This is a genomic window from Agrobacterium sp. MS2, from assembly GCF_003261015.1.
GTDB classification, from domain to species: domain Bacteria; phylum Pseudomonadota; class Alphaproteobacteria; order Rhizobiales; family Rhizobiaceae; genus Agrobacterium; species Agrobacterium pusense.
The window spans coordinates 1-24,173 of sequence record NZ_QLNF01000002.1 but is presented as its reverse complement, the minus strand read 5'-3'; the positions used below and the strand labels follow the sequence as shown (position 1 = coordinate 24,173).

At 62.4% G+C, this 24,173-nt stretch carries 22 protein-coding genes and 1 pseudogene; 8 read left to right on the top strand and 15 right to left on the bottom strand.

From position 1 onward, the window contains the following. The first annotated feature begins 58 nt into the window (after positions 1-58). Entirely contained in the window at positions 59-910 is an 852-nt protein-coding gene (locus DOU54_RS00155; RefSeq protein WP_066478922.1) for a cation diffusion facilitator family transporter, read from the top strand. 94 nt (positions 911-1,004) lie between these two features. Here the strand turns inward: DOU54_RS00155 and DOU54_RS00150 are convergent, their stop codons facing one another. The 12 genes from DOU54_RS00150 to DOU54_RS00095 all read right to left on the bottom strand — a co-directional run bounded on the left by DOU54_RS00150 (position 1,005) and on the right by DOU54_RS00095 (position 14,811). Then, positions 1,005-1,445 (bottom strand): hypothetical protein, encoded by a 441-nt coding sequence (locus tag DOU54_RS00150; RefSeq protein WP_066478923.1) that lies wholly within the window; start codon positions 1,443-1,445, stop codon positions 1,005-1,007. 151 nt (positions 1,446-1,596) lie between these two features. Beyond that, positions 1,597-2,523, bottom strand: coding sequence for a DUF2493 domain-containing protein (locus DOU54_RS00145; protein WP_113730197.1), 927 nt, complete (start codon positions 2,521-2,523; stop codon positions 1,597-1,599). Positions 2,524-2,829: 306 nt separating this feature from the next. Then, on the bottom strand, positions 2,830-3,867 hold the full coding sequence (locus DOU54_RS00140) for a DUF7146 domain-containing protein (protein ID WP_113730195.1): 1,038 nt from the start codon (positions 3,865-3,867) through the stop codon (positions 2,830-2,832). Then, the gene (locus DOU54_RS00135; RefSeq protein WP_113730193.1) at positions 3,867-8,189 is read right to left on the bottom strand and encodes a strawberry notch-like NTP hydrolase domain-containing protein; all 4,323 of its coding nucleotides are present in this window, start codon (positions 8,187-8,189) and stop codon (positions 3,867-3,869) included. Before DOU54_RS00135 ends, DOU54_RS00140 begins: the two co-directional genes overlap by 1 nt. 148 nt (positions 8,190-8,337) lie before the next feature. Beyond that, on the bottom strand, positions 8,338-8,982 hold the full coding sequence (locus tag DOU54_RS00130) for a DUF8835 domain-containing pootine (RefSeq protein WP_066478931.1): 645 nt from the start codon (positions 8,980-8,982) through the stop codon (positions 8,338-8,340). Continuing rightward, entirely contained in the window at positions 8,975-9,391 is a 417-nt protein-coding gene (locus tag DOU54_RS00125; protein ID WP_082731420.1) for a hypothetical protein, read from the bottom strand. The genes DOU54_RS00130 and DOU54_RS00125 overlap by 8 nt, the downstream gene beginning before the upstream one ends. Before the next feature lie 65 nt (positions 9,392-9,456). After that, a complete protein-coding gene (locus DOU54_RS00120; protein WP_066478932.1) occupies positions 9,457-10,005 on the bottom strand; it encodes a hypothetical protein in 549 nt (182 codons plus the stop codon). Positions 10,006-10,203: 198 nt separating this feature from the next. Next, on the bottom strand, positions 10,204-10,368 hold the full coding sequence (locus tag DOU54_RS00115) for a hypothetical protein (protein WP_015740132.1): 165 nt from the start codon (positions 10,366-10,368) through the stop codon (positions 10,204-10,206). Between the two features lie 422 nt (positions 10,369-10,790). Next, positions 10,791-11,096 carry a hypothetical protein gene (locus tag DOU54_RS00110; RefSeq protein WP_066478936.1) on the bottom strand — a complete coding sequence of 102 codons (306 nt, stop codon included), beginning with the start codon at positions 11,094-11,096 and terminating at the stop codon, positions 10,791-10,793. A gap of 97 nt (positions 11,097-11,193) precedes the next feature. Continuing rightward, positions 11,194-13,332 carry a ParB/RepB/Spo0J family partition protein gene (locus DOU54_RS00105; RefSeq protein ID WP_113730190.1) on the bottom strand — a complete coding sequence of 713 codons (2,139 nt, stop codon included), beginning with the start codon at positions 13,330-13,332 and terminating at the stop codon, positions 11,194-11,196. 124 nt (positions 13,333-13,456) lie between these two features. Beyond that, positions 13,457-13,852: a DUF2958 domain-containing protein gene (locus DOU54_RS00100; RefSeq protein WP_113730188.1), complete on the bottom strand. Its 396-nt coding sequence runs from the start codon at positions 13,850-13,852 to the stop codon at positions 13,457-13,459. Further along, the gene (locus tag DOU54_RS00095) at positions 13,849-14,811 is read right to left on the bottom strand and encodes an ArdC family protein (RefSeq protein WP_113730187.1); all 963 of its coding nucleotides are present in this window, start codon (positions 14,809-14,811) and stop codon (positions 13,849-13,851) included. The genes DOU54_RS00100 and DOU54_RS00095 overlap by 4 nt, the downstream gene beginning before the upstream one ends. Before the next feature lie 221 nt (positions 14,812-15,032). Here DOU54_RS00095 and DOU54_RS00090 point away from each other — a divergent pair, with 221 nt between their 5' ends. The 5 genes from DOU54_RS00090 (at position 15,033) to DOU54_RS00070 (ending at position 20,888) form a co-directional block, all read left to right on the top strand. Then, positions 15,033-15,626 carry a DUF6088 family protein gene (locus DOU54_RS00090; protein WP_113730185.1) on the top strand — a complete coding sequence of 198 codons (594 nt, stop codon included), beginning with the start codon at positions 15,033-15,035 and terminating at the stop codon, positions 15,624-15,626. Beyond that, positions 15,619-16,635 carry a nucleotidyl transferase AbiEii/AbiGii toxin family protein gene (locus DOU54_RS00085; RefSeq protein ID WP_113730183.1) on the top strand — a complete coding sequence of 339 codons (1,017 nt, stop codon included), beginning with the start codon at positions 15,619-15,621 and terminating at the stop codon, positions 16,633-16,635. The genes DOU54_RS00090 and DOU54_RS00085 overlap by 8 nt, the downstream gene beginning before the upstream one ends. A 140-nt stretch (positions 16,636-16,775) precedes the next feature. Next, the gene (locus tag DOU54_RS00080) at positions 16,776-17,981 is read left to right on the top strand and encodes an SIR2 family protein (RefSeq protein WP_286079836.1); all 1,206 of its coding nucleotides are present in this window, start codon (positions 16,776-16,778) and stop codon (positions 17,979-17,981) included. Beyond that, entirely contained in the window at positions 17,978-20,008 is a 2,031-nt protein-coding gene (locus DOU54_RS00075; protein WP_066478977.1) for an ATP-binding protein, read from the top strand. The genes DOU54_RS00080 and DOU54_RS00075 overlap by 4 nt, the downstream gene beginning before the upstream one ends. After that, complete coding sequence (locus DOU54_RS00070) at positions 19,995-20,888, top strand: 3'-5' exonuclease (RefSeq protein ID WP_015740125.1); 894 nt, start codon at positions 19,995-19,997, stop codon at positions 20,886-20,888. Before DOU54_RS00075 ends, DOU54_RS00070 begins: the two co-directional genes overlap by 14 nt. Positions 20,889-20,906: 18 nt before the next feature. Here DOU54_RS00070 and DOU54_RS28365 read toward each other — a convergent pair. From DOU54_RS28365 to DOU54_RS00060, 3 genes and pseudogenes are all read right to left on the bottom strand, one after another. Further along, a pseudogene (locus DOU54_RS28365) lies at positions 20,907-21,120 on the bottom strand (site-specific integrase); the annotation flags it as partial. Positions 21,121-21,163: 43 nt separating this feature from the next. Further along, positions 21,164-21,673, bottom strand: a complete 510-nt coding sequence (locus DOU54_RS00065; protein WP_066478979.1) for a GNAT family N-acetyltransferase — start codon at positions 21,671-21,673, stop codon at positions 21,164-21,166. Positions 21,674-21,677: 4 nt separating this feature from the next. Continuing rightward, the gene (locus DOU54_RS00060) at positions 21,678-21,977 is read right to left on the bottom strand and encodes a type II toxin-antitoxin system TacA family antitoxin (protein WP_066478980.1); all 300 of its coding nucleotides are present in this window, start codon (positions 21,975-21,977) and stop codon (positions 21,678-21,680) included. A gap of 257 nt (positions 21,978-22,234) precedes the next feature. Here DOU54_RS00060 and DOU54_RS00055 point away from each other — a divergent pair, with 257 nt between their 5' ends. Together DOU54_RS00055 and DOU54_RS00050 are read left to right on the top strand one after the other, a co-directional pair. Continuing rightward, positions 22,235-22,471, top strand: coding sequence for a hypothetical protein (locus tag DOU54_RS00055; RefSeq protein ID WP_229825708.1), 237 nt, complete (start codon positions 22,235-22,237; stop codon positions 22,469-22,471). Positions 22,472-22,490: 19 nt separating this feature from the next. Continuing rightward, positions 22,491-24,143: a recombinase family protein gene (locus DOU54_RS00050; RefSeq protein WP_113730231.1), complete on the top strand. Its 1,653-nt coding sequence runs from the start codon at positions 22,491-22,493 to the stop codon at positions 24,141-24,143. The last annotated feature ends 30 nt before the right edge of the window (positions 24,144-24,173 follow it).

Genomic DNA, 24,173 nt, shown 5'->3' with positions numbered 1-24,173 from the left:
TATCCACTGATACGTTAGCAGCGTACCTTTTCGCCCGCCACCACAAAAAGGATCGCACATGAGCCAGCCCGATAACAGCAAGTTGGCGACAGCCTCCTCCCCGATCCGAATGCGGGTGCAAGGCATGGACTGCGCGAAAGATGCCGCCGAGATCGAGCGCGCGGCCCGGTCTGCGGGCGTGGCCGAAGGCGACGTGAAAGTGTCCGCCGCCACCCACATCATGACATTGCGGATCGCGGACGGCGATCTGCCGAAAGTGCGGCCCGCGCTCGACGCGACCGGCTACGGTTTCGAGAAGATCGAGGACGGCGATACATCGTCCGATCCGGCCTACAAGGACCCGAGCTATCGCCGCGCGCTCTGGATCGTGGTCGCGCTCAATCTCGGATACGGCGTGGTCGAAATGTTCGGCGGGTTCTTGTCCGGTTCGCAGGCGCTGAAGGCAGACGCGCTCGATTTTCTGGGCGATGGTGCGATCACGTTTCTGGGCCTGCTCGCCATCGGCTGGAGCCTGACATGGCGGGCGCGGGCGGCGATGATCCAAGGCGTGTTTCTGGGCCTTCTGGGCCTTGGCGTTGTCGGCAGCACGCTCTGGCGTGTCCTCAACCAGACCACGCCAGAAGCCGGGTTGATGGGAGCCTTCGCGGTAGGTGCGCTGATCGTAAACATCCTCGCGGTGCTGCCGCTGCTAAAGCACCGCAAGGGTGATGCCAATATGCGAGCCGTCTGGCTGTTCTCTCGCAACGACGCCATCGGCAACCTCGCCGTGGTCATCGCCGCCGGGCTGGTCGCGTGGCTTGGCAGTGCATGGCCCGACCTGATCGTCGCGTTCGCGATCGCGGGGCTTTTCCTGCATTCGTCGTGGATGATCATCCGCGATGCCCGGAGTGACTTGGTGGAAGCTGACTAACTCCATCATGGTGCGACGCGCCGGACGAAAGCCGACATTCGCGCGCCCCGCAGCATCGGTGAGTCTGGGCTCAAAGTAACCGCCCAAGGCATTTTTACACGCGCGCGACGGCCTCGTTCTCCGGCCCGATCTCCGCCGTGCCTGCAACGCGCAGGAACGCCGTCACGCCCACCGCAATCGCCCCGATCACCGAGAAGATGAGCTGCCATGTCTCAGACGGCATCATGTGCTTGACGATACCAAGCGTGGCATAGAACCCGGCCATCCCCGCCGGAGCCACGAAGGCCAGAGCAATCAGCAGACGCGCCCAGATCGGGCGAATCAGCATGAGCAGGCCCTGACCGACGGCCAGTGTCAAACCGGCGGCGAGAAGACCGACGACGATGCCGCCGAGCCAGCCAGCTCCTGTGCCATAGGCCCAGATGCCTGCGTTCAGACCGATAAAGAACGGCAGGACGAAAACGGCGAGATTGAACAGCAACCAGCACATGGTGCCGATGGCCGCGATGGAAACGAGGATTCCGAGAACGATCATGGTGGTGTCTCCGTGCAAAAAGTTGGACGGTTGCGCCTTCCACCACCACCACAGCGCAGAACGACATATAGCATGAATATGCCTGTCTGGGCGGCACGGAATGATAGACGGGCGCTATCGTCATGCTCATGATGAGGTGGGAAGGCAGCGCTTACGTGCTGCCGGTCCCGAAGCGATAGACCGGGATGCCCATCTTGCGGGCCTTATCGGCCAGGTTGTCCTGAATGCCCGTGCCGGGGAAAATGATGACCCCGATTGGCATAATGCCGAGCATCTGGTCGTTGCGCTTGAAAGGTGCTGCCTTGGCATGTTTTGCCCAGTCGGGTTTGAAGGCGACCTGTGCGACCTTGCGGTTATTGGCCCAGGTGGCCGCGATGCGTTCCGCACCCTTGGGCGATCCGCCGTGCATGAGCACCATGTCCGGGTGCTTGGCGTGGACCTGATCGAGCTTGGCCCAGATCGTCCGGTGATCGGTGGTGTCACCGCCCGAGAAGGCGATTTTCGGTCCGGCGGGCAGCAGCACCTCGTTGTCAGCCCGGCGTTTGGCGGCGATGAAGTCGCGGCTGTCGATCATGGCCGAGGTCATCTGGCGATGGTTGACCCGTGAACCGGAGCGTTGCGACCAGGGCGTTCCGGTGGTGCGCAGGTAGATGTCGGCGGCGGCATCGCGGAAGGTTTCCATGCTGTCGCGGCGCTCGATCAGGCTTTGGCCTGCGCCGATCAGGGTTTCAAGCTGGACGGATTTGACCTCGCTGCCATCCTGTTCGCGCTGAAGGCGCTTTTGTACCTGCTCGTTATCGTCGAGTTTCGTCTCGATCCGCTCTACAGCGCGGTGGAAGGTGTTGACGGTGGACCAGAGGATTTCGTCGAGGTCGAAATCGAGGCTGGTGTCGACCATGGTGGAAATCAGGGCGTCGAAGATATCGGAGACTGCGCCCTGGATGACGTGATCTTCGGGCGTGATCCGGGGATCGGCTTCGTCTTCCGAGGGACGATAGCCATAGAGCTGAAGCTCTTCGATGGCGTGGCCGGTCGGTGAAGAGGTGTGATCGGGTTCAAAATCGTCATGTGCGTACATGGGATGCGTCCTTCGGCAGGACCGCGACCGTCGCGGCCTTCGTGGCGACGAAAGCCCACGGGCGGAACGGTCTGGCAGCCTGAGCCCTGGCGAAGGCCTTGATGGCAAAGCCCGGCTGATTTGTTTCGCGCTGTAAAGGCGGCTCTGCCGCCGACGGAAATCAGTCGGGCGCCGCCATTGCCTGACCGGGCCGTTTGTGGGCCGCTCGCCCTCTCAGAAGGCCAAGGCGCGGACCTCTTGCCGATGACAGATGCACCCCGTGCACATGACAGGATCGGAACGCCCCGATCACGCCCCCCATACCGCCTATGCTATCGAAGCCATGAAGCGGTTGACGTCCTCGGGCGCGATTTGCACCCGGACTTCTGCCCGAACGGCATCCAGCCCGCGCGCTGCGAGATCTTCGTTGAAGTCCCCCATCATAGGCGAGAGTGCGATGGCCTCGATACCGACCCGATGCGCCCGGTCCACCAGACTATCACGCGCGCTGTCCCCTGCCGGATCGTTATCGCGGACGATATAGAGCCTGCGCAGTTGCGGCGGAAACAGGATGGCGGCGAGATGTCCGGCCGAGAGCGCGGAAACCATCGGCATGGTGGGCATAGCCTGCCGCAGCGACAGGATGGTTTCGATACCTTCTCCCGCCGCCATGACATCCTGCGCATCACCGAAACGAACCGCATGTCCGAGCAGGTCGCCCATTGCCTTCCTTGACGGATCGACAGGTGCCTTGCCGGAACCGTGCGGGGCCAGCCATGTGCGGTGCACGCCGGTAATCCTGCCATCGAGATCGGTGACGGCGGCGATCATGGCGGGCCATGTTTCGGTCGGCCCATCGCCGTCGGGCCGCCAGTAGCAGTTCGGATGGAAGCGCAGATTTGCGGTCTGGCGTAAATCCGTAATGCCGCGTCCGTGCAAATACGCTTCTGCGGTACTGCCGATGAGCGGCTGCGTCATGCGCCAGAGGCGGCGTGCGGCCTCCGATGAACCCGATGGTGCTGGCGTCCGGGGCGGACGGTGTGGCAGGTCAAGGTCTGGATGCGGCAGGCTGAGGAAGCGCCGGGCTTCTTCGGCAACGTCTGCGAAATCGATCAGACCAAGCGAGTCCCTGATCACATCGAGCAGATCGCCATATTCACCCGTGGCCGAGTCCTGCCACTTTCCGGCGACGCCTTTCACGCTGTCGTGCAGCCGGACGAACATGGAGCGGCCAGCTGTGTTTCGGACATCGCCAACCTGCCAGTAATTGCCCTGTTTGCGGCCATTGGAGAGATAGTGGCGGCACACCGCCTCGGCCTGTCGGCCGAGACGCTGCGCCAGTTCGGAAGCGTTGAGACGCGCCATTACGCGGCCTCCCGCTCACCGATCCGCTCGACCGGGAAGCGGTCAAGCAGTTTGCCGATGATCGCCGGTCCCGTTGCATCAACGGGTACGAAGAAGCGCAGTTTCCAAGAGATGATCTCGCTGAAGAGACCATAAGCCCGCAGCCGGTCGCGCATCACGTCCGTAAAACCGGTCAGTTCGATCCGGTTGGTGCCCATGACCCGGACGCGGCGCAGTTGAAGCCCCTCGGCGAGATCAAGGATCGTGCGACCTTCGATCAGCGCGGCATAGGCGGAATGCGGTGTCAGGCTGCTGGTGACGCCACTGGTCGAGGCATTGGCAGCCCAGGCCGGCGAGACCCGGCGACCGATGACGCGTTCGCCTTCGTCGGTCTGGAGGCGATAGACGCGGGAGGAGTCCTGCGGCAGGCGCTTCCAGATTGGCAGAAGCAGCCCCGTCACCATATGCAGGATGCTGTCGGTGAACTCCGGCACCTCGGCCAGTTCCGTCTTCCAGGCCATCGTGAAGGCCGCACGGTCGGCCTCAAGCCAATGGGTCTCGCCCATCGCCCGCACCGGAATGTTCATCGCCTCCATGGGCCGGATCAGCCGGACGCGCCGTTCGATCTCCCCGTCATCCAGCATGACGCTGGTGGTCGGGATCTGCACGGCAGCGCGACCGGATCGCTCGTTGATGAGCAGTCTTGCTCGTGGATCATCCAACTCGGCCAGGGCGGCATCGAGCGTGATGGGCTGATTGCGCTTGCGCTCGGTCAGCGTCAGCAGCCGGGTTTCCGCCCCGGTGCCGGGATGGGTATGGATCACTTGCCGGTCTGTGACGATGAAGCTTTCGGCCTTCAACGTTTCCAGCCCCATGTCATAGGTGCCCGATGCAATCGCCCCGTCGATCCGGGCCTGCAGAAGCTGCTCGAAGGCGGTGAACAGGATGCCCTGCAACTCGATGGTCAGTGCCAGCAGGCGGTTCAGGAAGGTGGTGATCGGCGGTGGGTCATCCTTCACACCGTTGCTGTCCATCAGCTTCAGTCCGGTGGCGGATTCAAACCGTTCGAGCGAGCATCCCTCGACCTTGCCGCGCACGATCAGCAGATAGAGCTGGCGCAGCGCATCGCGGGCAAAGGCGGATTCCAGATTGTCCTCGGGACGGAAAAGCCCTTGTCCGCCGGTCTGGCGCTGGCCGCGTGTGATCGCGCCCAGCGTGTCGAGGCGGCGGGCGATGGTCGAGAGGAAACGCTTCTCGGCTTTGACGTCCGTGGCGACGGGCCGGAACAGCGGCGGCTGCGCCTGATTGGTCCGGTTTGTGCGGCCCAGCCCCTGAATCGCGGCATCGGCCTTCCAGCCCGGTTCCAGCAGGTAATGGACGCGCAGCCGCTGGTTTCGCGCCGAGAGTTCGGCGTGATAGCTGCGCCCTGTGCCACCGGCATCCGAGAACACCAGGATGCGCTTCTGGTCATCCATGAAGGCCGTCGTCTCGGCAAGGTTGGCAGAAGACGCACGGTTTTCGACCGCAAGACGGGCCGATGCCCCTTCGCCCTTGCGCACAATCCGGCGCGAACGTCCTGTGACCTCGGCCACCATATCCGTGCCGAAGCGCTGCACGATCTGATCGAGCGCCCCCGGAATGGGTGGAAGCGAACCCAACTGCTCCAGCATCTTGTCGCGCCGCGCTACAGCTTCGCGGCATTCCACCGGCTGACCATCGAGGAAGACGGGGCGGGATGAGAGATTGCCTTCGCCATCGGTAAACGGCTCATAGAGCTGTGCCGGGAAGGAATGCTGCAAATACGAGCCGACATATTCCCTCGGCGTAACGTCGACGGAAATATCGTTCCATTCCTCGGTCGGGATCTCGGAAAGCCGCCGTTCCATCAGCGCTTCGCCGGTCGAGACGATCTGGATAACAGCGGCATGACCCGCTTCCAGATCGGCCTCGATGGACCGGATCAGGGTCGGGGTTTTCACGGAGGTCAGGAGGTGGCCGAAGAAGCGCTGCTTGGTGCTCTCGAAAGCCGAGCGGGCGGCGGATTTGGCCTGCCGGTTCAGCGTCCCTTCGCTGCCGGTGATGTTGGCGGCTTCCATCGCCGCGTCTAGGTTCCCATGAATGACAGCGAAGGCGGCAGCATATGAGTCGTAGATGTGCCGCTGTTCGTCCGTGAGCTGGTGTTCGACCAGTTCATATTCGACGCCATCATAGGAGAGCGAGCGGGCGGTATAGAGGCCGAGTGATCGCAGGTCGCGGGCCAACACTTCCATGGCCGCAACGCCACCGGCTTCGATCGCCTCGACGAACTCGGCGCGGGTCTGGAACGGAAAATCCTCACCGCCCCAGAGGCCAAGGCGCTGCGCATAGGCGAGATTGTGGACGGTAGTGGCGCCGGTCGCCGAGACATAGACCACGCGGGCATCAGGCAGCGCGTGCTGGAGCCGCAGGCCCGCACGTCCTTGCTGTGAGGCCGCGACATAGCCCCGTTCGCCTTTTCCGCCACCGGCATTCTGCATGGAATGGCTTTCGTCGAATATGATGGCTCCATCGAAATCGGACCCCAACCATTCAACGATCTGTTTGACGCGCGCAACCTTCTCGCCCCTGTCGTCGGATCGCAGCGTGGCATAGGTGGTAAAAAGGATGCCTTCCGAGAGCGTGATCTTTGCGCCTTGAGGGAAGCGCGACAAAGGCGTGACAAGCAGCCGTTCCATGCCGAGCGCTGCCCAGTCGCGCTGCGCGTCCTCAATCAGCTTGTCGGACTTGGAGATCCAGATCGCCTTGCGCCGACCGCGCAGCCAGTTGTCGAGAATGATGGCGGCGGACTGGCGGCCTTTGCCAGCGCCGGTTCCGTCACCGAGCATGAAGCCCCGGCGAAAGCGGATCGATCCGGCAGCATCCTCGGGTGCAGCGCTCACATTGTCGAAATGCTCGTCCACGGTCCATGCACCCGCGAGATGATCGGCATGGGCTTCACCGGCATAGATCACCGTTTCAAGCTGGGCGTCCGACAGACGCGCGCAGATGTCAGCGGGCAGCATGGGCCGGTAGGAAGGCTTCGGCGGTGCGACCGAGGCCATGGCGGCGGATTGCACGAGTTTGGTCGGATGCGGCTGTGCGCCAGCGATGCGCAGCGATTGCAGCGCATATTCCTCATAGATGGCGTCGGACAGGCGAGCGCCTTCCGGCGGTGCCCAGTCCACGGTGTCATAGGCGAGTTCGACGCCCTCGGGATCGTTGGCCGGAGCAGCGGCAGGCCGCGCATCTGCCGAGCGGGCCAGATAGCCTCGCACGGTTTTCGGCGCGGTGGCCGAAGCGGAAACCACGATCTTCGGCAATGACACTGGCAGGCGCGGCGGAACCTGCGCCTCGATCCAGCCGATCAGCGTGGCAACATCGGGCGCGATCCCTAGCGATACCGGAAAAATGCCCGGATCGTCGGCGGGCAGTTTGTCGATAACGGTCAGCCGCGTGTCGATCGTGGTGCCGTGCTTTGCATAGACCGCGCCGTCGACGGCAGCGCTGAACACCACACGGCCACGCGCCTGCAAGCGGATGAAGGCGTCCCGCCATGCCGGAGCTTCGGGGCCAAAGCCTGCGCCGGTGATCGTCACCAGCCGACCGCCCGGTGCAAGACGGGCCAGCGCCGAGGCAACATGGCGGTAGGCGGCATCGGCGACACGCCCACTGACATTGGCCATGACCGAGAATGGCGGGTTCATCAGCACCACGGACGGGACGGCATCCGGGGCCAGATGATCGTCGATCTGGGCGGCGTCGAACCGGTTGACGGCAAAGGCCGGAAAGAGCTCGGCAAGCAGTTCAGCGCGGGTATCGGCCAGTTCGTTGAGGATCAGCGAGCCGCCGATGGTCTGCGCCAGGATCGCCAGAAGGCCGGTGCCAGCGGACGGTTCCAGCACCCTGTCATCAGGTGTGATCGCGGCGGCTGTCAGAGCGGCAAGGCCGAGGGGGATCGGCGTCGAAAATTGCTGGAAGTTCTGGCTTTCCTCGGAACGCCGGGTCTGCGTGGGCAATAGTCCCGCGATCTTTGCCAACACGGAAACCCGTGTAGCCGGAGACGCGGCTTTACGGAAAAGCGCCTTTCCGTATTTGCGCAGGAAGAGAACGGTAGCGACTTCGCAGGCCTCATAGGCCAGCTTCCAGTCCCAGGCGCCTGTGGCATCGGACGCGCCGAAGGCCGTTTCCATAGCGCCGCGCAATGTGACGGCATCGACGCGCTGACCGCGTTCGAGATAGGGGAGCAGATGATCGGCCGCAGCCAGGATCGCGGGCGCAGCCGCCAGCGGCGTGACCGGATCGGTCACGGGGAAAACCATGTTCATGTCGAGAACCTCAGGAGAGCAGAAATGGAAGAGCCGGGACAGCGCGCTCTCTTGACCGCCCGGACTCAACCCGTTCCGGCCCGCCTCTGACTCTCAAAGCGCAGCATGCAAAAAGCGCCCCGACCGGATGGCGGGGCGCTTGTCGTCATCAGCCGAAGCGGCGACCGGCTTCGGTGAAAGTGTATTCGTTGGCGGCGATGGTTTCATCGACCACTTCGTCCGAAGACAGATAGGCATATTCGCGCTCAAGCTGGCGGTAGAGCCAGCGGGCCAGATCGCGCAGCGCCTCGATGATCGTCTCCTCGGCATCGCCGGTCATGTCCTGGTATGTCGGACTATCGCGCTCGACCGAGATCGACATGCAGTATTCGTGATAATAATGGCCGCGATGGCTGGCATCGGCGCGAAGCTGGTAGAAGTTGCGGCGCTGGATCGCCTGAAGTGTATCGGCGATGCGGTGCAGCTCGGTGTCCTGCGGGGCGTATTCCCGGATCAGGCGCGGTGCATGTTTGCGGTAGGAATACCAGGATTCAAAGCAGGCACCGTCCCCCTGCGAAGAAAAGCCCCGGAACCAGATGCAGGGGTCTTGCCGTGTGCCGCCTCCCATCAACCGGATGGTGCGGGTCTTGAGGTTCAGCCCGAGGATTTCGGCGATACGCTGGAAATCTTCATAGACGGCATCGTACCAGTCATAGTCGAAGCCGCCCTCACGATACCAGGCGCGGGCCTTCTCCTTCGCCGCATCGGCCAATTCGCCCAGGCGATACACGGTGGTTTCGATGATCTCAGGCATAGGGATCTCTCCCTTCCAGAACCGAGGAAAGCCAGCCATCGGTATAGATCCAGTCCACTGTCTCGCCGGTGGCGAGATCAAGGGCATGCGCCCCACCACCAAATCCGTCGACGCGCGGTTTCGAGCAGCTATTTGCGTACTGGAAACCCCACAATCCACTCAGGCCAAATTCGGCAGCGCAGCGTTTGACGAATTGGATGACATGCTCAGGGTCACCCGTGACATCATCGCGCATCCAGAGTTGCGTACCGCCATGCTCTGGCTGGATGGAGAGCAGGAAGCCATCCGAGGGCGGATCTTCGGCGGCATTGTCATCCGCCAGAGCGTTGTAGAGATTGAGCGCGCGGGCAGCGTTTTCGGGGGTGCCTACGTCGAGGAGGCAGGAAAAGTGCGTGTAATAGTCGGCCATGACGGTCTCCGGACATGACATGGCCCGGCGTATGGCCGAGCCGAATGGGATGGAAAGGGTGAAGCTCAGGCGGCCTGCGGCAAGCGGAGCAGATCGGCCGAGGTTTCGCGCCAGAAGGGATCGACCAACCGGGCCTCCAGCGCAGCGGCGCGGTAACGCAGCCGTCTCGCATCACCGGGGTCCGAGGCCCGGAATGCCATACCGCGCAGGCGGCTGGCCTCGGTCACGATCCTGCGTGCCTCGGCATCGGATGCGACTGGCTGTTGCCAAAGGATAATGCCGGCGCGGATTTCACCGGCGAGGACCAGGCGCTGATCTCGGTCCTGAATGAGCATGATGCGCGGCTGAAAATACGGGAAGCTGTCCGGCCCCGTGCAAATATCACCGCGCGCGACGCGCAAGGCTGCGGCCTGGATGGCCTCTTCCGGTGACGGGCATTCCCCAAGCGGGATCACGCGGTCAATGCTGTTCGCCGCGTCTGCGGCGTCATAGCTGGCCACGCCGAGGCAAGAGATGCGCAGCGGCAGCTTTTGCGCTCGATAAAGCGCGGGCAGAACATCGACAGCCAGAATCTGACCGATGGAACGGAAGGTTTCGGAACGGACAAAGGTCATCGGGATCACTCCATGACGGGCGCCGGTGAGCCTCTCTCTCCGACCCTCAACCCGTCACGGCCGAACGGCCCGCACTCTTCCTCTCTGACCGGGGCAGCCCGGTTCCGCCGTCGGCGATGGGCAACCACCGCGACGCGCTGAAGGCCCGGTCGCGAGCTTGTCGCGGCTAGGCCGTCGGGGATGAGGCGCTGTCGCGCCTTACCCCCAAGGATCCAGCTCCAGCTTCACCATGTCGTCGTCGCCGTCGAACTCGGCGGCGGGACAAGCGGCGTGGGTGCCGTCCCCGGCCTGGAACACGACGATCTCGACCATCAGCGTGGCGGCGAGGCTGGCGGCGAAGGCGGTGGCATCTGCATAGGACATGGGTTCCGGCTCCTGTCTTTGGAGGCGGGGGACCATCCCCCGCGCGACAGGCGCCCGAAGTGTCTGACCGGATCTGCAATCACCCTCGGGCGTTCGGACTTTTTCCGAATCCCCGAGGGCGGCACGCTCGCGTAAGCCGACCCTTTACGGGTTGATTGTCAAAGAGACGGATCGGACCAAGGTTTGCGAATGGAAGCGGGGGTGGTGCTTTGCATCTGACAGGATGCCGGATACCCGCCCGCAGATGCTCTGCCGCGCCAGCCTTGCCGCCATGCGGGCATCAGGATCGTGTTCCCATCAGGCTGGAAATGGCCGTCGCTTGACCATGTGCAGGGATGGCCGGGTTTTGTAGTGAAGCTGGAGGTGGATCTGTGGGGTGAACAGCTATCATCCTCACGGCCCGACACCCCGCGATCGGGTCTTCAGGTCCAAAGCCCATCGGCGATCTCACGCGCGATCATAACGCGGGCATTCATCATCAGATCGTCGCCTGATGTGTCGACATGACCGAAGAAACGGGCACGAGCGCCATGAGCCGTCCAGTCGGCGTAGCGGCAATATTCACGCGCACTAAGCCGAAAAACCCGCATGTCTTCGGCCCAATGGGGCTTTGGCTCCACGACAACAGTGATGCCATCGCGGATTTCGGTCCACGGTAAGGTTCGATCCGACGGGGGATGTTCGCGGTCTTCCAGAAAAATCTGATCGATGTCGATGCTGATCGGCATGGCGGCTCTCCAAAGAAAAAGCCCGATCACAAGGACCGGGCGAGTTACGGAAACGGGGCGGTTGGAACGAGGCGACCGAAGCCGCCCCGCATGAGCGCTATTCTGCGGCGACCATATGCTGATCTTCCTCGTCGTCAGCCGGGTCGTCCTCGCCATCGCCGGAAAGGAAATCGGGCAGATCGTCGGCTTCCGCCGCAGCGCCCGATACCGGATCGACTTCGATACCGTCGTCCATCATGCGCAGCGGCTCGGGCAGCCAGCCGGTCTCCGCCAGCAGGCGTTCGGCCTCCTTGGCCATGTCGCCTTTCTTGAGATGCCCGATCAGATTGGCGGCCCGATCACCGGCCCCTTCGCGCACGGCTTCAAGGATACGGGGCTTGGTCACGCGACCGAGATAATTGCCAACCGTCGGCCGCCAGCCCACGGCTACCATGTCAAGGTCGGTCGAACGGGCGAGCCGGTCAGCCTGCGACAGGCGGATGTCCAGCCCGTGCTGACTAACGCCCGCGCCGCTGTAAGGGTTGGGCTTTTCATAGAGCGCGTTGACACCGAAGCTGACGCAATGGGCGAGCAGATCCATGCGCGACCCATCGTCCAGATCGGTCAGCCAATCCCAGAGCGCGGCATCGTCTGCCGGGACATGATCGCCCCAGCGTTCGTGCCGGTCAGCGATGGCCTTGGCCGACGCGCTATCGCGCAGATCCTCGGCCTGTGCGGGCAAAAGGACCTCCCGGACCTGTGCTTCGAGGCATCCCTTGCTGGAATGCGGCATGAAGCAATCCATGACCAGCCGGTGCAGCAGTGCCGTCATGGCGACATGCGGGTTCACCGCCACCGCATCCCGCAGCGCCAGCGTGCGATGGGCGGTCAGCTCGCTGACCAGACGATCGGGCAGCGGCTTGATGGTGTCGGCCTCGTCTTCCTCCTCCGTTTCGACCGGCTGGCCGCCCAGCGTGATAACCGCACGCATGCGGCTTACCTCCGGTTCGGCGCGCTGGATCACCTCGCCGGTTTCCGGGTCAACGATCTCCACCTCCGGCTCCGCAGGCGTTTCATCCTCGGCGCGAACATAGCCGCGTTCGACCATCAGGGAGCCATCAGCGTCGATGCTGATGAAGACACCCGCTATGCCGATCTGTTCCGGCTCGAAGGTCATCGGTCGGCGCTCGAAGGTTTCCAGCGCCTGTTCGATCTCACCCAGGCGGCCGTCGATCTCGTCAGGCAGCTCATCAGCCTCGCCGTATTCGGCTTCGAGCCCGTCATATTCGTCGCGCAATGCCTCGCGGGTGGCGCGCTCCTCTTCGCTCAGATCGACCGTGGTGCCGACAATCTGGCGGAGCCCATGGTCGTGGCCATAGGGAAAGGTGATGGCGACCTCGATCCACTTCCAGCCGTCAGCGGCGATGGCTTCGGCCTCGGCCTTCAGCTTTTCGCCCACCAGCCGGTCGAGCAGCACCGGATCTTGCAGCCAGCCACCATCGTCCTGCTGGAAGAGATCGCGCAAGACGCAGCCGCCAGCCTCCTCATAGGCGGCAATACCGACAAACACTGCCCGCTTGTCGGCGGCGCGGACCGTGGTTTCGGTCAGCAGGCGCCGGATGTGGTAAGGTTCCTTCTGCCAGCCATCCTTGATCGCTTCCCAGACCTGCTCCTGACGGGCATGGTCAGAACTGACGCTGAAGGCCATGAGTTGCTCCAGCGTCATGCCGTCCTCGGCATAGACGTCGAGCAATGCCGGGGAGACGGAAACCAGACGCAGGCGTTGCTTCACCACCTTGGCATCCACGAAGAAGGCAGCGGCGATGGCTTCCTCGGTCATGCCCTTTTCGCGCATGGCCTGGAAGGCGCGGAACTGGTCGAGCGGATGCAGCGGTGCGCGCTCGATATTCTCGGCGAGCGAAACCTCATCGATCAGCACATCGGCGCTGGCCTCCGACACGACGCAGGGGACCGGCGCGATTTTGGCGAGGCGCTTTTGCTTGACCAGCAGTTCCAGCGCCCGGAAACGGCGACCGCCGGCGGGAACCTCGAACATGCCGGTTTCCTTGCCCTCAGCATCCACGACCGGGCGGACATGCAGGGACTGGATCAGGCCGCGACGGGCGATGGACTCGGCCAGTTCCTCGACCGAGATCCCGGCCTTGACGCGCCGAACATTGGACTGGCTGAGCACCAGCTTGTTGAAGGGAATGTCGCGCGAGGACGACAGGGTGATCTTCTGAACGGCAGTGGCCATGTCAGTGACTCCATGACGGACGCCGGTGAGCCTCTCTCTCCGGCTATCAGCCCGTCACGAAGCGAAGCGCCGCCCTCTTCCTCTGAAGAGAGCGACGCCAGCCGCAGAACCTGAAACCCGGAAATCAGGCACTTCGGTTTTCCGTATCGGCGGATGTAGGGGAAAGGCCCGCGCCGACGCGGTAGAGCAGACGCTCGGCGGCGCGGATGCTGCCGGTCTGATGGGCGGCCTCGGCCCAGACCGAGATCGGGAAATCCCCGGTGAAAGGCAGATCGCGCTCGATCCCCATGCCGAAGGGCAGCCGGGCTGACTGCATCTCGCCAAGGCTCCACGACCCCAGTTCGGGATGGCCGAGATCAGCCAAGCCGAACATGATGTCGCCGTCCTCGTCCAGTTCGGTGGCGAGCCAGACGCCCTCGCCGAGGGGGGTGAAGAACTTCACGACCGGGATGTGATCCTGATCGCGCTGGCGGCTATTTGCCAGCAGGCGGTCGCGCTGTATGGTGGTCAGGAGGATCATGCCGCAGCCGTCCGGTCGGTTACGCTCGTATCGGGCTCCCCGGCGTCGTCGGCCGGCAGATGCGACAGCAACCAGTCCGCCGCCTTGCTGGCCTGCGAGGCCGCGCGGACAATGGCGCGGGAATCCTCGCGCATGACCTCCAGCCACGACCCGATGTAGTCGGCATGGCGGACGGTCGGCACGATCCCGAGCGCGGCGCAACTGAAGGCTGCCGTCTGTTCGGCAATCATTTCCTCGAAGGCGTATTTCTTAGAGCCGAACGAGCCGGTCAGATCGCGGTTGAGGCGGCTGTGATGGCCGCTGGCGTGACCCAGCTCGTGCAGGGCTGTGCGGTGCCAGTTGATAGGCTCGAAATAGGCTTGCGGAGGCGGCACCTGCACATAGTCGAGCGAGGGCATGTAGAAGGCGCGATCGCCGCCAATGCGAAAGTCGATGCCGGTGGCCCGGATCAGCGCCTCGACCCGAGGTTCGATCAGGCCCGGCGGCGGTGGCGGCGCGACTGCCGTGATGTCATCGGGCAGACCATCGCATTGTGCGGCATTGAAGACTGTGAACCGCTTCAGAAACGGTATGGCATGCGCATCTTCACCCGTCTCGCGGGCACGACGCTTTTCGTCCTCGGGGGTGAAACGATCTGCATAGACAACGGTGGTGCCGCGCTCACCCTTCCGGACATTGCCGCCAAGCGAAAGGGCCTGGCGGAAAGTCAGCCACGCCTGACCGGGAAAGCCGTGCTGGATGACAGCACCCCAGAGGATTAGAATATTGATACCGGAGTATGACCGGCCGGTTGAAGCATTTCTCGGCAGGCCCAGCGGGGCGGTATCGGGCGACGCACCCCAGGGCTGGACCCAGGGGAGCCGACCTTGCTCCAACTCGGCGATGATCTTGTTGGTGATGTCGTCGTAAAAGTTGCTGCGTCCGCCACCTTCCGCGGAGCTGCGATCGTGTCTGGCCATCGGGATGATCTCCGCGACGGGCGCCGGAAGCCTCTCCTCCAGCCCTTAACCCGTCACGGAAAATCCGTCCGCACTCTCACTCTGAAGGGGGCGTTGCGGGGATCTCCCCGCAGAAGGGGTAGGCAGAGACCAAGGCTCGGCCGCAGGGGAAGGCTTCCCCCTATCCGGACTTCCTTGAAAACTGTCAGAAACTTGCGTATATTTCCGACAGGAGAAAGACGATGACACGGCTGACCGAACAAATTCTGGCCCATGCGACGGGACTGCCCGAAGGCGTCCCCGTGTCCGCCAAGGGCCTGCTCCACCTTGGAAACCGGGCGGCCGTGGATCAGGCATTGTCGCGTCTGTCTGAGCGCGGGCAGCTCATCCGCGCCGGTCGTGGCGTCTATCTGCGCCCCATCACCAGTCGGTTTGGCACGCGCGCACCGTCGGTCGAGCAGGCTGTCGAGGCCCTCGCGACCCAAAAGGGGGAGATCATCGTCTCGAACGGCGCCGCCGCGGCGAACGCGCTTGGCTTGACGACGCAGGTGCCCGTCCGCTCGGTCTATCTGACCTCCGGACGCAGCCGAAAGATGCACCTCGGCAAGCAGGTCGTCGAATTGCGGCACGCGCCGCGCTGGCAACTGGCCCTGGCCAACCGCCCCGCAGGGGAGGCCGTGCGGGCGCTGGCTTGGCTCGGCCCCGAACGGGCGGAGGCCGCGCTCGCGACATTGAAACGGAAGATGCCGCCCGGCGTGTTCGGCGAACTGGTCGCCGCCGCGCCGCAGTTTCCGACATGGCTCGCACAGAGCGTCGGAAAGGCGGCCTATGGCTGACGTCTTTCTTCAGCTTTCGGCCGGGGATCGGCGTGATGCACTGGGCGTCGCTGCCGACCGTTCGGGTCGCCCCACCCATCTTCTCGAAAAGGATGTGTGGGTGGTGTGGGCGCTGGCGACCCTCTACGCGGCACCGCTCGGCAAGCATCTGGTGTTCAAGGGCGGCACGTCGCTGTCGAAAGCCTATCAGGTCATTCGCCGGTTTTCGGAGGATGTGGATCTGACCTACGACATTCGGGCGATTGCGCCCGATCTGGTTGGGGACAATGGCGAGGGTCTGCCGAAGACACGAAGCGAGGAAAAGCGCTGGTCCAGCGAGGTCCGTCGGCGGTTACCGGCATGGGTCGCGGAAACCGTGCAGCCTGTGATCGAGACCGCACTGGCCGCCGAAGGTCTGGCGGCGGCCGTCCGCGTCGAGGATGAGAAGCTCTTCATCGACTATGAGGCGACCGCAGCCGGGTCCGGCTATGTGGCTCCAAGTGTCATGCTGGAGTTCGGCGCGCGATCGACGGGCGAACCCGCGAGCTTGCGCGACGTCGTCTGCGACGCGGCCGGCCTGATCGAGGGGCTGCTCTTCCCGACGGCGCGGCCGCGCGTCATGCACGCGGAGCGGACGCTCTGGGAGAAGGCGACCGCCATCCACGTCTTCTGCCTCCAGGAGCGGCTGCGCGGCGACCGCTTCGCGCGACATTGGCACGATGTTGTCCGACTGGACGAAGCCGGCTTCGCGGAAGCCGCTTTTGCCGATCGCGACCTGGCCAACGCTGTCGCTCGGCACAAGTCGATGTTCTTCGCAGAGAAGGCCGCCGACCGCACGCCGATCGACTATGCAGCGGCTGTCAGCGGCGGCTTGCAACTCGTGCCGGTCGGCGATGGCGCGAAGGCGTTGGAGGATGACTATGCCCGCATGGTTGAGGATGGACTGCTCTTCGACGACGAGGAGCCGTTCGAAGCGCTCATGGCGCAGTGCGCTGATATAGCCGCGCGCGCGAACAGAGCAGCCAAGTAAGAAACTGGGAGGACCGGGGGTATATGAGCGAAGTCGAAGAAGAGCGAAAATTCCAGTTTCTGCGAGACGGCGATGCCGAGCCATCTGAACTAGACTGGAACAAGGGGATCGAGAGCGCCCGCAAGGCGATTTCCGAGGCCATGAACGCCAAGAATATCGCATTTCTGCTCGGCGCCGGATGTTCTTCCCTGATGAAGGACAAAAAGGAACTCGGCATTGCGACCATGGCGCCGCTGGCCAAGGAGTTTTGCGGCGAAACCATCGAGGCACGCGCGGCGGGATTCTACAGCGATCCGCCAACAGCCGGCGCTGTACCGGCGCCGTGGCGGCTAACCAAAGACGAACTCGACTATCTCGATGCGCTCGGGGTCGACCTGGCGAAGGACTACAGCCGTAACCTGGAACGCTTGATGGAAGTCCTGTTTGCGCAACGGTTCGTGCTGCGCCAGAGCGAGAATCCCGATCTTCACCCCTATCGCGCTGTTCTCGACGGCATCATCAAGAAGGTCCAGGACTTCCTATGGACCCGTGTCACCCAAGGGGCCTTCGCCACGGAGGGCGACACGACCGTGCGCGACCTCTACGAGCGTTTCTACAAGAAACTGGTCCTACGCGATCGGTCCTTGCCCCGGCCCTGGGTGTTCACGACCAACTACGATCATTTCAGCGAATTGGCGATGGATCGCCTGGGCATTCCCTATGCCAACGGTTTTTCCGGCGTCGTGGAACGCCGCTTCAACCCGGCGATCTTCCGCTATGCTCTGGCCGAGCAGCTCGACGTCGCCAGCCGCAAATGGACCGCCGTCGACGCCTTCGTCTATCTCTGCAAACTGCATGGTTCGGTCACGTGGACCGAGGACGATCATGGCCTGTTCCCGATCAAGGAGGTCTGGCCGCCGGAATCCTCAAACCAGCTGCTGATCTATCCGACGCCGGCGAAGCAGAACTCTTCGCTCGGCTCGCCCTACGCAGACCTGTTCCGGGAATTTCAGTCCCGGATCGTGCGCGAGCAGAGCGTTCTCATCACGGCCGGCTACGCCTTCGGCGACGAGCACCTGAACAACATCATCTATCAGGCTCTGACGATCCCGACCTTCCGCTTGGTGATCTTTGCGGCGCCCGACACGGAGGGAGAGATCGCCAAGCTGCGGGCGCTGCGCGATCCGCGCATTTGGATCATTGGAGGCAATGGCCCTTCCGACGGGACGAGGGCGCACTACTTCGACATGATCGTCGAGCATTTCATGCCCCAGCGCCCCAGCGACAGGATTGATGATGCCGTCCGCAAGGTGTTGTCGGAGCTGGCGCCGAAAAGGGACGACGAGACGAAGGATGGCGAAGCATGAGCCACGACGATCGCAAGCGGGCGATCGGCAAGGTGGTCTCGGTTGCGGCCGACCGCTTTGTCGTCGAGATGCACGTCGGCACCGATAACTTCACGGTCGTCGGCTTCGACGACGTGCATTATGTGGCGCGACTGGGTTCATTCCTGATGATTCCGTCGCAGTCGGAATATGTCGTGGTCGAGGTTGTTGGCCTGCGTGAGCGCGATGCGAGCACGCCTTCCGAGCGGGGCGATTTCGACCGGGCCGGCTCCTCGAAATATCTGGACGTGGTGCCCGTCGGCATGTTGCCGATGCGCGGCGGCGCGTTCCGCTTCGGTGTGTCGGTTTTCCCGTCTCTGTATGCGGACGCACTGTATGCGCTGGATGGCGAGCTCGATCGCATCTTTGAGACCGAGACCGCCGTCGAGCCGTCAGTCGGCCCGGATGGCGGCGCTTGCCAACCCGAAGGGGCCACGCGCTATCGGGTTCTACCGATCGGCAAGTCGGTGGTGTTCGAGGACTACGACGTCAAAGTTCGTCTGAACGAGTTCTTCGGCGGTCATGTCGCGGTCCTGGGCAATACCGGCAGCGGTAAATCCTGCACGGTCGCCTCGGTCTTGCAGTCCCTTTTCAGCAAACCGGACGAACATCACGCTCGCGGAGCGACGTTTATCGTCTTCGACGTGAATGGCGAGTATCACGAGGCGCTTTCTCCTTTGGCAAAAGACGGCGGCATCGGCGTCCATCGCGTAATCCTTGATGGGACGACCGCTGGCTTTCGGATGCCGCATTGGTTCCTGGAAATGGCAGAGTGGGAACTGCTTTTGCAGGCGAGCGAGCGAACGCAACTGCCGGTCCTTCGGACGGCGTTAGGTCTGACAAGTCTCTTTCATGCCAACACGCCAGACGCTCTGGCTCTGCGCGAGCACTTTGTCGCCACTTGCATCATCGAGTGCTTTCGAGGTGCGGATGGCGACTCCCCAGTGTCGAAGTTTCAGCGCGTCGTTTCTCTTCTTCAGAAGTATCCGACGAACGATCTGAATATGGCGTTGTTGAACCGCTTCAATCCGAATTTTCAATACGGAAATTTTTCTGGCAACAACCAATCGGCATTTCTGGATGAAGTAAGGAAGAAGCTCCGGGAGGATGCTCCCTTACCAGCCTACAATCGGACGCCGTTCTCTTTCGATGAGCTGCACGAATGTCTGGATTTCGCGATCCTTTATGAGGAGGCTCACGGCAACCGCCAAATCCGAGATTACTGCTCTTCCATGGTCACGCGGCTCAGATCTCTCCAGGAGAGGACCGAATATGCCTTTTTACGTCACGAAGGAGCTGACGTTGGTGCGGCTGTAAGCGATCTGGAATTCTTGACCAACATCGTCGGTCTGGGAAGGGTTGTTGGCGAAGCGTTCACCAAACGCAATCAAGTCATTATCATTGATCTGAACTCCGTCGAAGATGAAATCGTTGAGTTGGTCAGTGCGGTCATCGCACGCATGCTTTTTCGGTTCCTTCGCCATGCGGAACCAAGAAACCGTTTCCCGATACATCTGCTCCTCGAAGAGGCTCACAGGTACGTTGCCTCAACGCCCTCCCGGTTTTCCATCGACGCAACCAAGATATTCGAGCGCATCGCCAAGGAAGGGCGCAAGTACGGCATGTTCGTGCTCTTGGCATCGCAACGCCCGAGTGAACTGTCCAAGACGGTTCTCAGCCAGTGCTCCAATTTCCTGGTTCACCGCATCCAGAACCCCGACGATCTTTCTCAGATTCGGCAGATGACGCCGTTCATCTCGGATTCGGTCTTGAAGCGTTTGCCGTCATTGCCTCGGCAGCACGCGCTGGTGTTCGGAACATCGGTCAATCTCCCGACGACATTCAGGGTGCGGGAGGCATCACCGCGGCCGCGCAGCGACGATACCGCCGTGGTCGATTTGTGGTTCCACGAAGAAGGTCGAGCCGCCGACATTCGACTCGCTCCGGCCGATACCGCTGGAGGGGAGCCGATGGCAGTAAACGAAGCTTCAGACGATGACATCTTCTGACCATCTGGAGACCCTGGCGCAGGCGCTGGAGGCCACGGGAGACTACCGGGTCATCCGGCGTCTCAAACCGCGCCCTCGCATCGTTCCTCCGCCAGGCACGCCGCTGCGCCTCGGCCTGGTGGTCGATGTGGAGACCACGGGGCTCGACCCTCAGCGCGACGAGATCATCGAACTCGCCATGACACCATTCAACTACGGCTTGGATGGCACCATTTTCAGCGTGGGCGACAGCTTCCAAGGGCTGCGTCAGCCGAGCAAGCCTATCGCCCCGGAAATCACCGCGATCACGGGCATCACCAACGAGATGGTGGCCGGCCAGATTGTTGATCCCGCAGCGGTAGCCTCATTCGCAGCGCCGGCTTCGCTCGTCATCGCGCACAATGCGGCGTTCGACCGCCGCTTCCTCGAACGATTCAACGACGTGTTCTCGACGAAGCCGTGGGCATGCTCGCTCAGCCAGATCGATTGGGCAGCAGAGGGGTTCGAGGGCACGAAACTCGCCTATCTCGCTCAGGCCGCCGGCTTCTTCTACGACCGCCACCGCGCGATGCACGACTGTCTTGCTACGGTCGAGTTGTTGGCGATGTGGCTGCCCCGATCTGGCGCTACAGGTCTCAGCCGTCTCCTGGACGGCGCTCGTACCGTTTCTTGGCGAATCTGGGCGGAGAACGCGCCCTTTGACCTCAAGGATGTCCTTAAAGCGCGGGGGTACCGCTGGAACGGCGATCCCGGCCCGCAGCCGCGCGCCTGGTATATTGACGTTCCCGAGGCTCAGTGCGAGGCCGAACTACGGTTCTTGAGAACGGAAATCTATCGGTATGAGGTCGATCCCCCGGTTCGGCGGATCGATGCTTATGATCGGTTTTCAGACAGGATCTGAGTGCCGTCGAACGCCGGGCTATTGCATGCCCTTCCGGCACTTCTTGGCAAGCGTGGCGGAGACGAACTTTTCCCTTTTCGTCATGTCGGCGCGCTTTTCCACCATGTAGTGCCTAGCAGTCATGCTTCTCGCAGCTGGCATCCTGCAACGCGTGGTTCTGGAGGCGGTCGCGGATTTCCTTCGAGATCCTCGCCTTGCCGGTCACCGTCTTGAATGTCCGGCGCAGGTCCTTGCCTCAATTTAGCAAGGAAGACGTCCACCAAACATGGGGCTATTCACCTTCCAGCCTCACGGAGCGACGCAGCAATATCGCTGATCGAGCGAAACAGGACCAGTTCATCATCTCTGGTAGGCTCTAATCCTCGGCGCTGCCAGAATTCGGCAGCCTCCCCGTCGACGGCGTTGACCATCAATGCCCGCCCACCGATCAGCGATGCGGCCTGAACGCACCGTTGGAGGGCGTGCTTCACAAGGCCAGTCCCGATACCCAACCCGGCCGAGCCGATATCGGTCGCGAGCTGACCAAGCAGCATGCAGGGAATTGGATTAGGCGGCTGTCCCGTCCGGATGGAGCGCGGTAGCACCGATGGCACAACGGCTGTTGGTGCAAGGCCGTAATATCCCACCACACGCCCTGCCTCATGCACGACGAGAACGGCGGTAAAGCCCTTCTGCTGATTGGAGAGCGCGCGGGTCTTCAGCCAGTGGTCGAGCGTCGGCTTGCCACAGGAAAATTGGGAAACATCGTGGGCGGCGGAAAGCAGCTCGGGTCCTGAAAGCAGCAAGGGATTACTGTTTCGCTGCGTAGCCGGGCTCCCACGGCGCAGGCCGCTTAAGCACTTCAACCATCTCCGGAACAGGAGCAACCGGACGCGACAGCACATCCATGAACTGGGCAAAGCCTTCCGGGCTCATCCGGATCAGGCCCTGCTCCATGACGACCTCCTCGGCCGCGCGCACAGCGGCGTCGCGCACGAAATCGGTGCGCGAGCGGCCGCGCAGGCTGGCAGCACGATCGATCATGGCAACATCGGCCTCGGGCAGACGCATTGAGATCGGATATTCCTTGCGTTCGGCAGTGTTGGCCATGGCGATTCTCCTTGGTCGGAAGATGGCATCTTGTATCTCTAAATACAATACGATAAAGTCGCATCCACAAGCAACAGCTTCCGATGGGGTAGTATCGAGGCGAAAGATGACGGCGACAGCGATCGATTCCGACAGGTCATTTCACTATGCCACGGCTCGCCAGACTACGCCGCCGCACGCCATGACACGCGTCGGCATACTGATCGCCGCCGAATGTTCGCCTGTAAATTCCATTGCTTATGCCGAGCATGGGACGAATGCTGTCAGTTATGACCTTGCGAGCCCCACAAAACACAGCAAAGATTACAGGAGCCGAGCGCGAAGCGCTGCTCGAATCTTTGCTGCTGGACGAGCCGGAGTTGACGTTTACGCCGCGCGGCATTCCCGACCCTCGCCTTCTGCGTCTGGTCGGCATCCTGGCAAAGCAGGCGGCACGGGAATGCTTTGCAGAGGAAGTGACGTTATCCAGGCAAAGGAGGAAGCGCACCTCCTGATGCGGATAGGAGCCATGTTTTGAAAGTCGCGATCTACGCCCGTTATTCTTCCGACAATCAACGCGACGCTTCCATCGCCGACCAACTTCGCATGTGCCGCCTCCACGCCGAAAAGCAAGGCTGGCACGTCGTCGAAGAATATACCGACCACGCAATCTCTGGCGCTTCGCTGATCCGTCCGGGTATCCAGGCTCTGATGACCGACGCCATGGCCGGTCGTTTCGACGTGATCCTCTCAGAGGCAATGGATCGCCTCTCGCGTGATCAGGAAGACATCGCCGGAATCTTCAAACGCATGTCCTATGCGGATGTGAAGATGTTCACCCTGTCGGAGGGCGAGGTCAGCCATCTGCATGTCGGCCTCAAGGGCACAATGAATGCCCTCTTTCTCAAGGATCTTGCCGACAAGACCCGCCGCGGCCAGCGCGGCCGTGTCGAGGCTGGCAAATCGGGTGGCGGCAATTCCTATGGTTACGATGTGGTCAAGAAGCTGGACGCCAATGGCGAACCCATTCGCGGCGACCGCACCATCAACGAAAACCAGGCCGCCGTCGTTCGCCGCATCTTCCACGACTACGCCGCCGGCAAGTCGGCCAAGACCATCGCCTTTGCACTGAACAAGGACGGCATTCCGTCCCCTTCGGGCGGCGACTGGGGTTTCAGCACGATCAACGGTAACCCGAAGCGTGGCAACGGCATCCTCAATAATGAGATGTATGTCGGCAAGATCGTCTGGAACCGGCAGCGCTTCGTAAAGGACCCGAACACCGGAAAGCGGCAGGCGCGCCCCAACCCGGAATCGGAATGGGTCATCCAGGAGACGCCAGAGCTCCGGATACTCGACGACGATCTCTGGAATGCCGTGAAGGCACGGCAGGAGAAGAACAAGCTCACCCGCGACGACAACGGAAGCACGGATGTCCGCACCGTCAATCATCGGCGGCGCCCCAAATACCTCTTCTCGGGCCTCACCAAATGTTCATGCTGTGGTGGCGGGTACTCCGCGATCTCGGCAACGCTGATCGGATGCTCTACAGCTCGAAACAAGGGCACCTGCGACAACCGCGTCAATATCCGTCGCGACGAGTTGGAATCGCGCGTGCTGAATGCGCTGCGCACCAGACTCGTTGACCCCGAGCTGTTTGCCCATTTCTGCGAGGTGTTCACGCAAGAGATGAACCGCCTACGAATGGAAGGCCGCGTCGGTATTGCCTCCGCGGAAGCCGAGATCGCGAAGATTGATCGGGAACTCGAAACCCTTCTCAACCTGATCCTTAAAGGCGGCGCTGCCGACGCTCTCAATGCGAAGATGGTGAGCTTGGAAAAGCGGAAGAAGGAACTGGAACTGTTCCTGGCCGAAGCTGACGAGCCGCCGCCCCTGCTGCACCCGAGCATGGCGCTGCAATACCGCAAGCGCATCCAGCAGCTCTACGAGTCGCTTCAGGATGAAGAAGAGGGCAAGCGGGTAGAGGCAGCGGACACCATTCGCTCGTTGGTAGATCAGATCGTGCTGACGCCTGTTGAGGGCAAGGTGGAGATCGACGTTCAAGGCGATCTTGCTGGAATCCTTACGATTTCTACGCAAACGAAAAACCCCGCCGGAGAGCGGGGTGGATCGCAAGTAAAGATGGTTGCGGGGGCAGGATTTGAACCTGCGGCCTTCAGGTTATGAGCCTGACGAGCTACCGGGCTGCTCCACCCC

Coding starts and splice junctions, on each gene's coding strand:
- DOU54_RS00155 (WP_066478922.1), top strand. CDS start 59: ATGAGCCAGCCCGATAACAGCAAGTTGGCGACAGCCTCCTCCCCGATC.
- DOU54_RS00150 (WP_066478923.1), bottom strand. CDS start 1,445: ATGATCGTTCTCGGAATCCTCGTTTCCATCGCGGCCATCGGCACCATG.
- DOU54_RS00145 (WP_113730197.1), bottom strand. CDS start 2,523: ATGTACGCACATGACGATTTTGAACCCGATCACACCTCTTCACCGACC.
- DOU54_RS00140 (WP_113730195.1), bottom strand. CDS start 3,867: ATGGCGCGTCTCAACGCTTCCGAACTGGCGCAGCGTCTCGGCCGACAG.
- DOU54_RS00135 (WP_113730193.1), bottom strand. CDS start 8,189: ATGAACATGGTTTTCCCCGTGACCGATCCGGTCACGCCGCTGGCGGCT.
- DOU54_RS00130 (WP_066478931.1), bottom strand. CDS start 8,982: ATGCCTGAGATCATCGAAACCACCGTGTATCGCCTGGGCGAATTGGCC.
- DOU54_RS00125 (WP_082731420.1), bottom strand. CDS start 9,391: ATGGCCGACTATTACACGCACTTTTCCTGCCTCCTCGACGTAGGCACC.
- DOU54_RS00120 (WP_066478932.1), bottom strand. CDS start 10,005: ATGACCTTTGTCCGTTCCGAAACCTTCCGTTCCATCGGTCAGATTCTG.
- DOU54_RS00115 (WP_015740132.1), bottom strand. CDS start 10,368: ATGTCCTATGCAGATGCCACCGCCTTCGCCGCCAGCCTCGCCGCCACG.
- DOU54_RS00110 (WP_066478936.1), bottom strand. CDS start 11,096: ATGCCGATCAGCATCGACATCGATCAGATTTTTCTGGAAGACCGCGAA.
- DOU54_RS00105 (WP_113730190.1), bottom strand. CDS start 13,332: ATGGCCACTGCCGTTCAGAAGATCACCCTGTCGTCCTCGCGCGACATT.
- DOU54_RS00100 (WP_113730188.1), bottom strand. CDS start 13,852: ATGATCCTCCTGACCACCATACAGCGCGACCGCCTGCTGGCAAATAGC.
- DOU54_RS00095 (WP_113730187.1), bottom strand. CDS start 14,811: ATGGCCAGACACGATCGCAGCTCCGCGGAAGGTGGCGGACGCAGCAAC.
- DOU54_RS00090 (WP_113730185.1), top strand. CDS start 15,033: ATGACACGGCTGACCGAACAAATTCTGGCCCATGCGACGGGACTGCCC.
- DOU54_RS00085 (WP_113730183.1), top strand. CDS start 15,619: ATGGCTGACGTCTTTCTTCAGCTTTCGGCCGGGGATCGGCGTGATGCA.
- DOU54_RS00080 (WP_286079836.1), top strand. CDS start 16,776: ATGAACGCCAAGAATATCGCATTTCTGCTCGGCGCCGGATGTTCTTCC.
- DOU54_RS00075 (WP_066478977.1), top strand. CDS start 17,978: ATGAGCCACGACGATCGCAAGCGGGCGATCGGCAAGGTGGTCTCGGTT.
- DOU54_RS00070 (WP_015740125.1), top strand. CDS start 19,995: ATGACATCTTCTGACCATCTGGAGACCCTGGCGCAGGCGCTGGAGGCC.
- DOU54_RS00060 (WP_066478980.1), bottom strand. CDS start 21,977: ATGGCCAACACTGCCGAACGCAAGGAATATCCGATCTCAATGCGTCTG.
- DOU54_RS00055 (WP_229825708.1), top strand. CDS start 22,235: ATGCTGTCAGTTATGACCTTGCGAGCCCCACAAAACACAGCAAAGATT.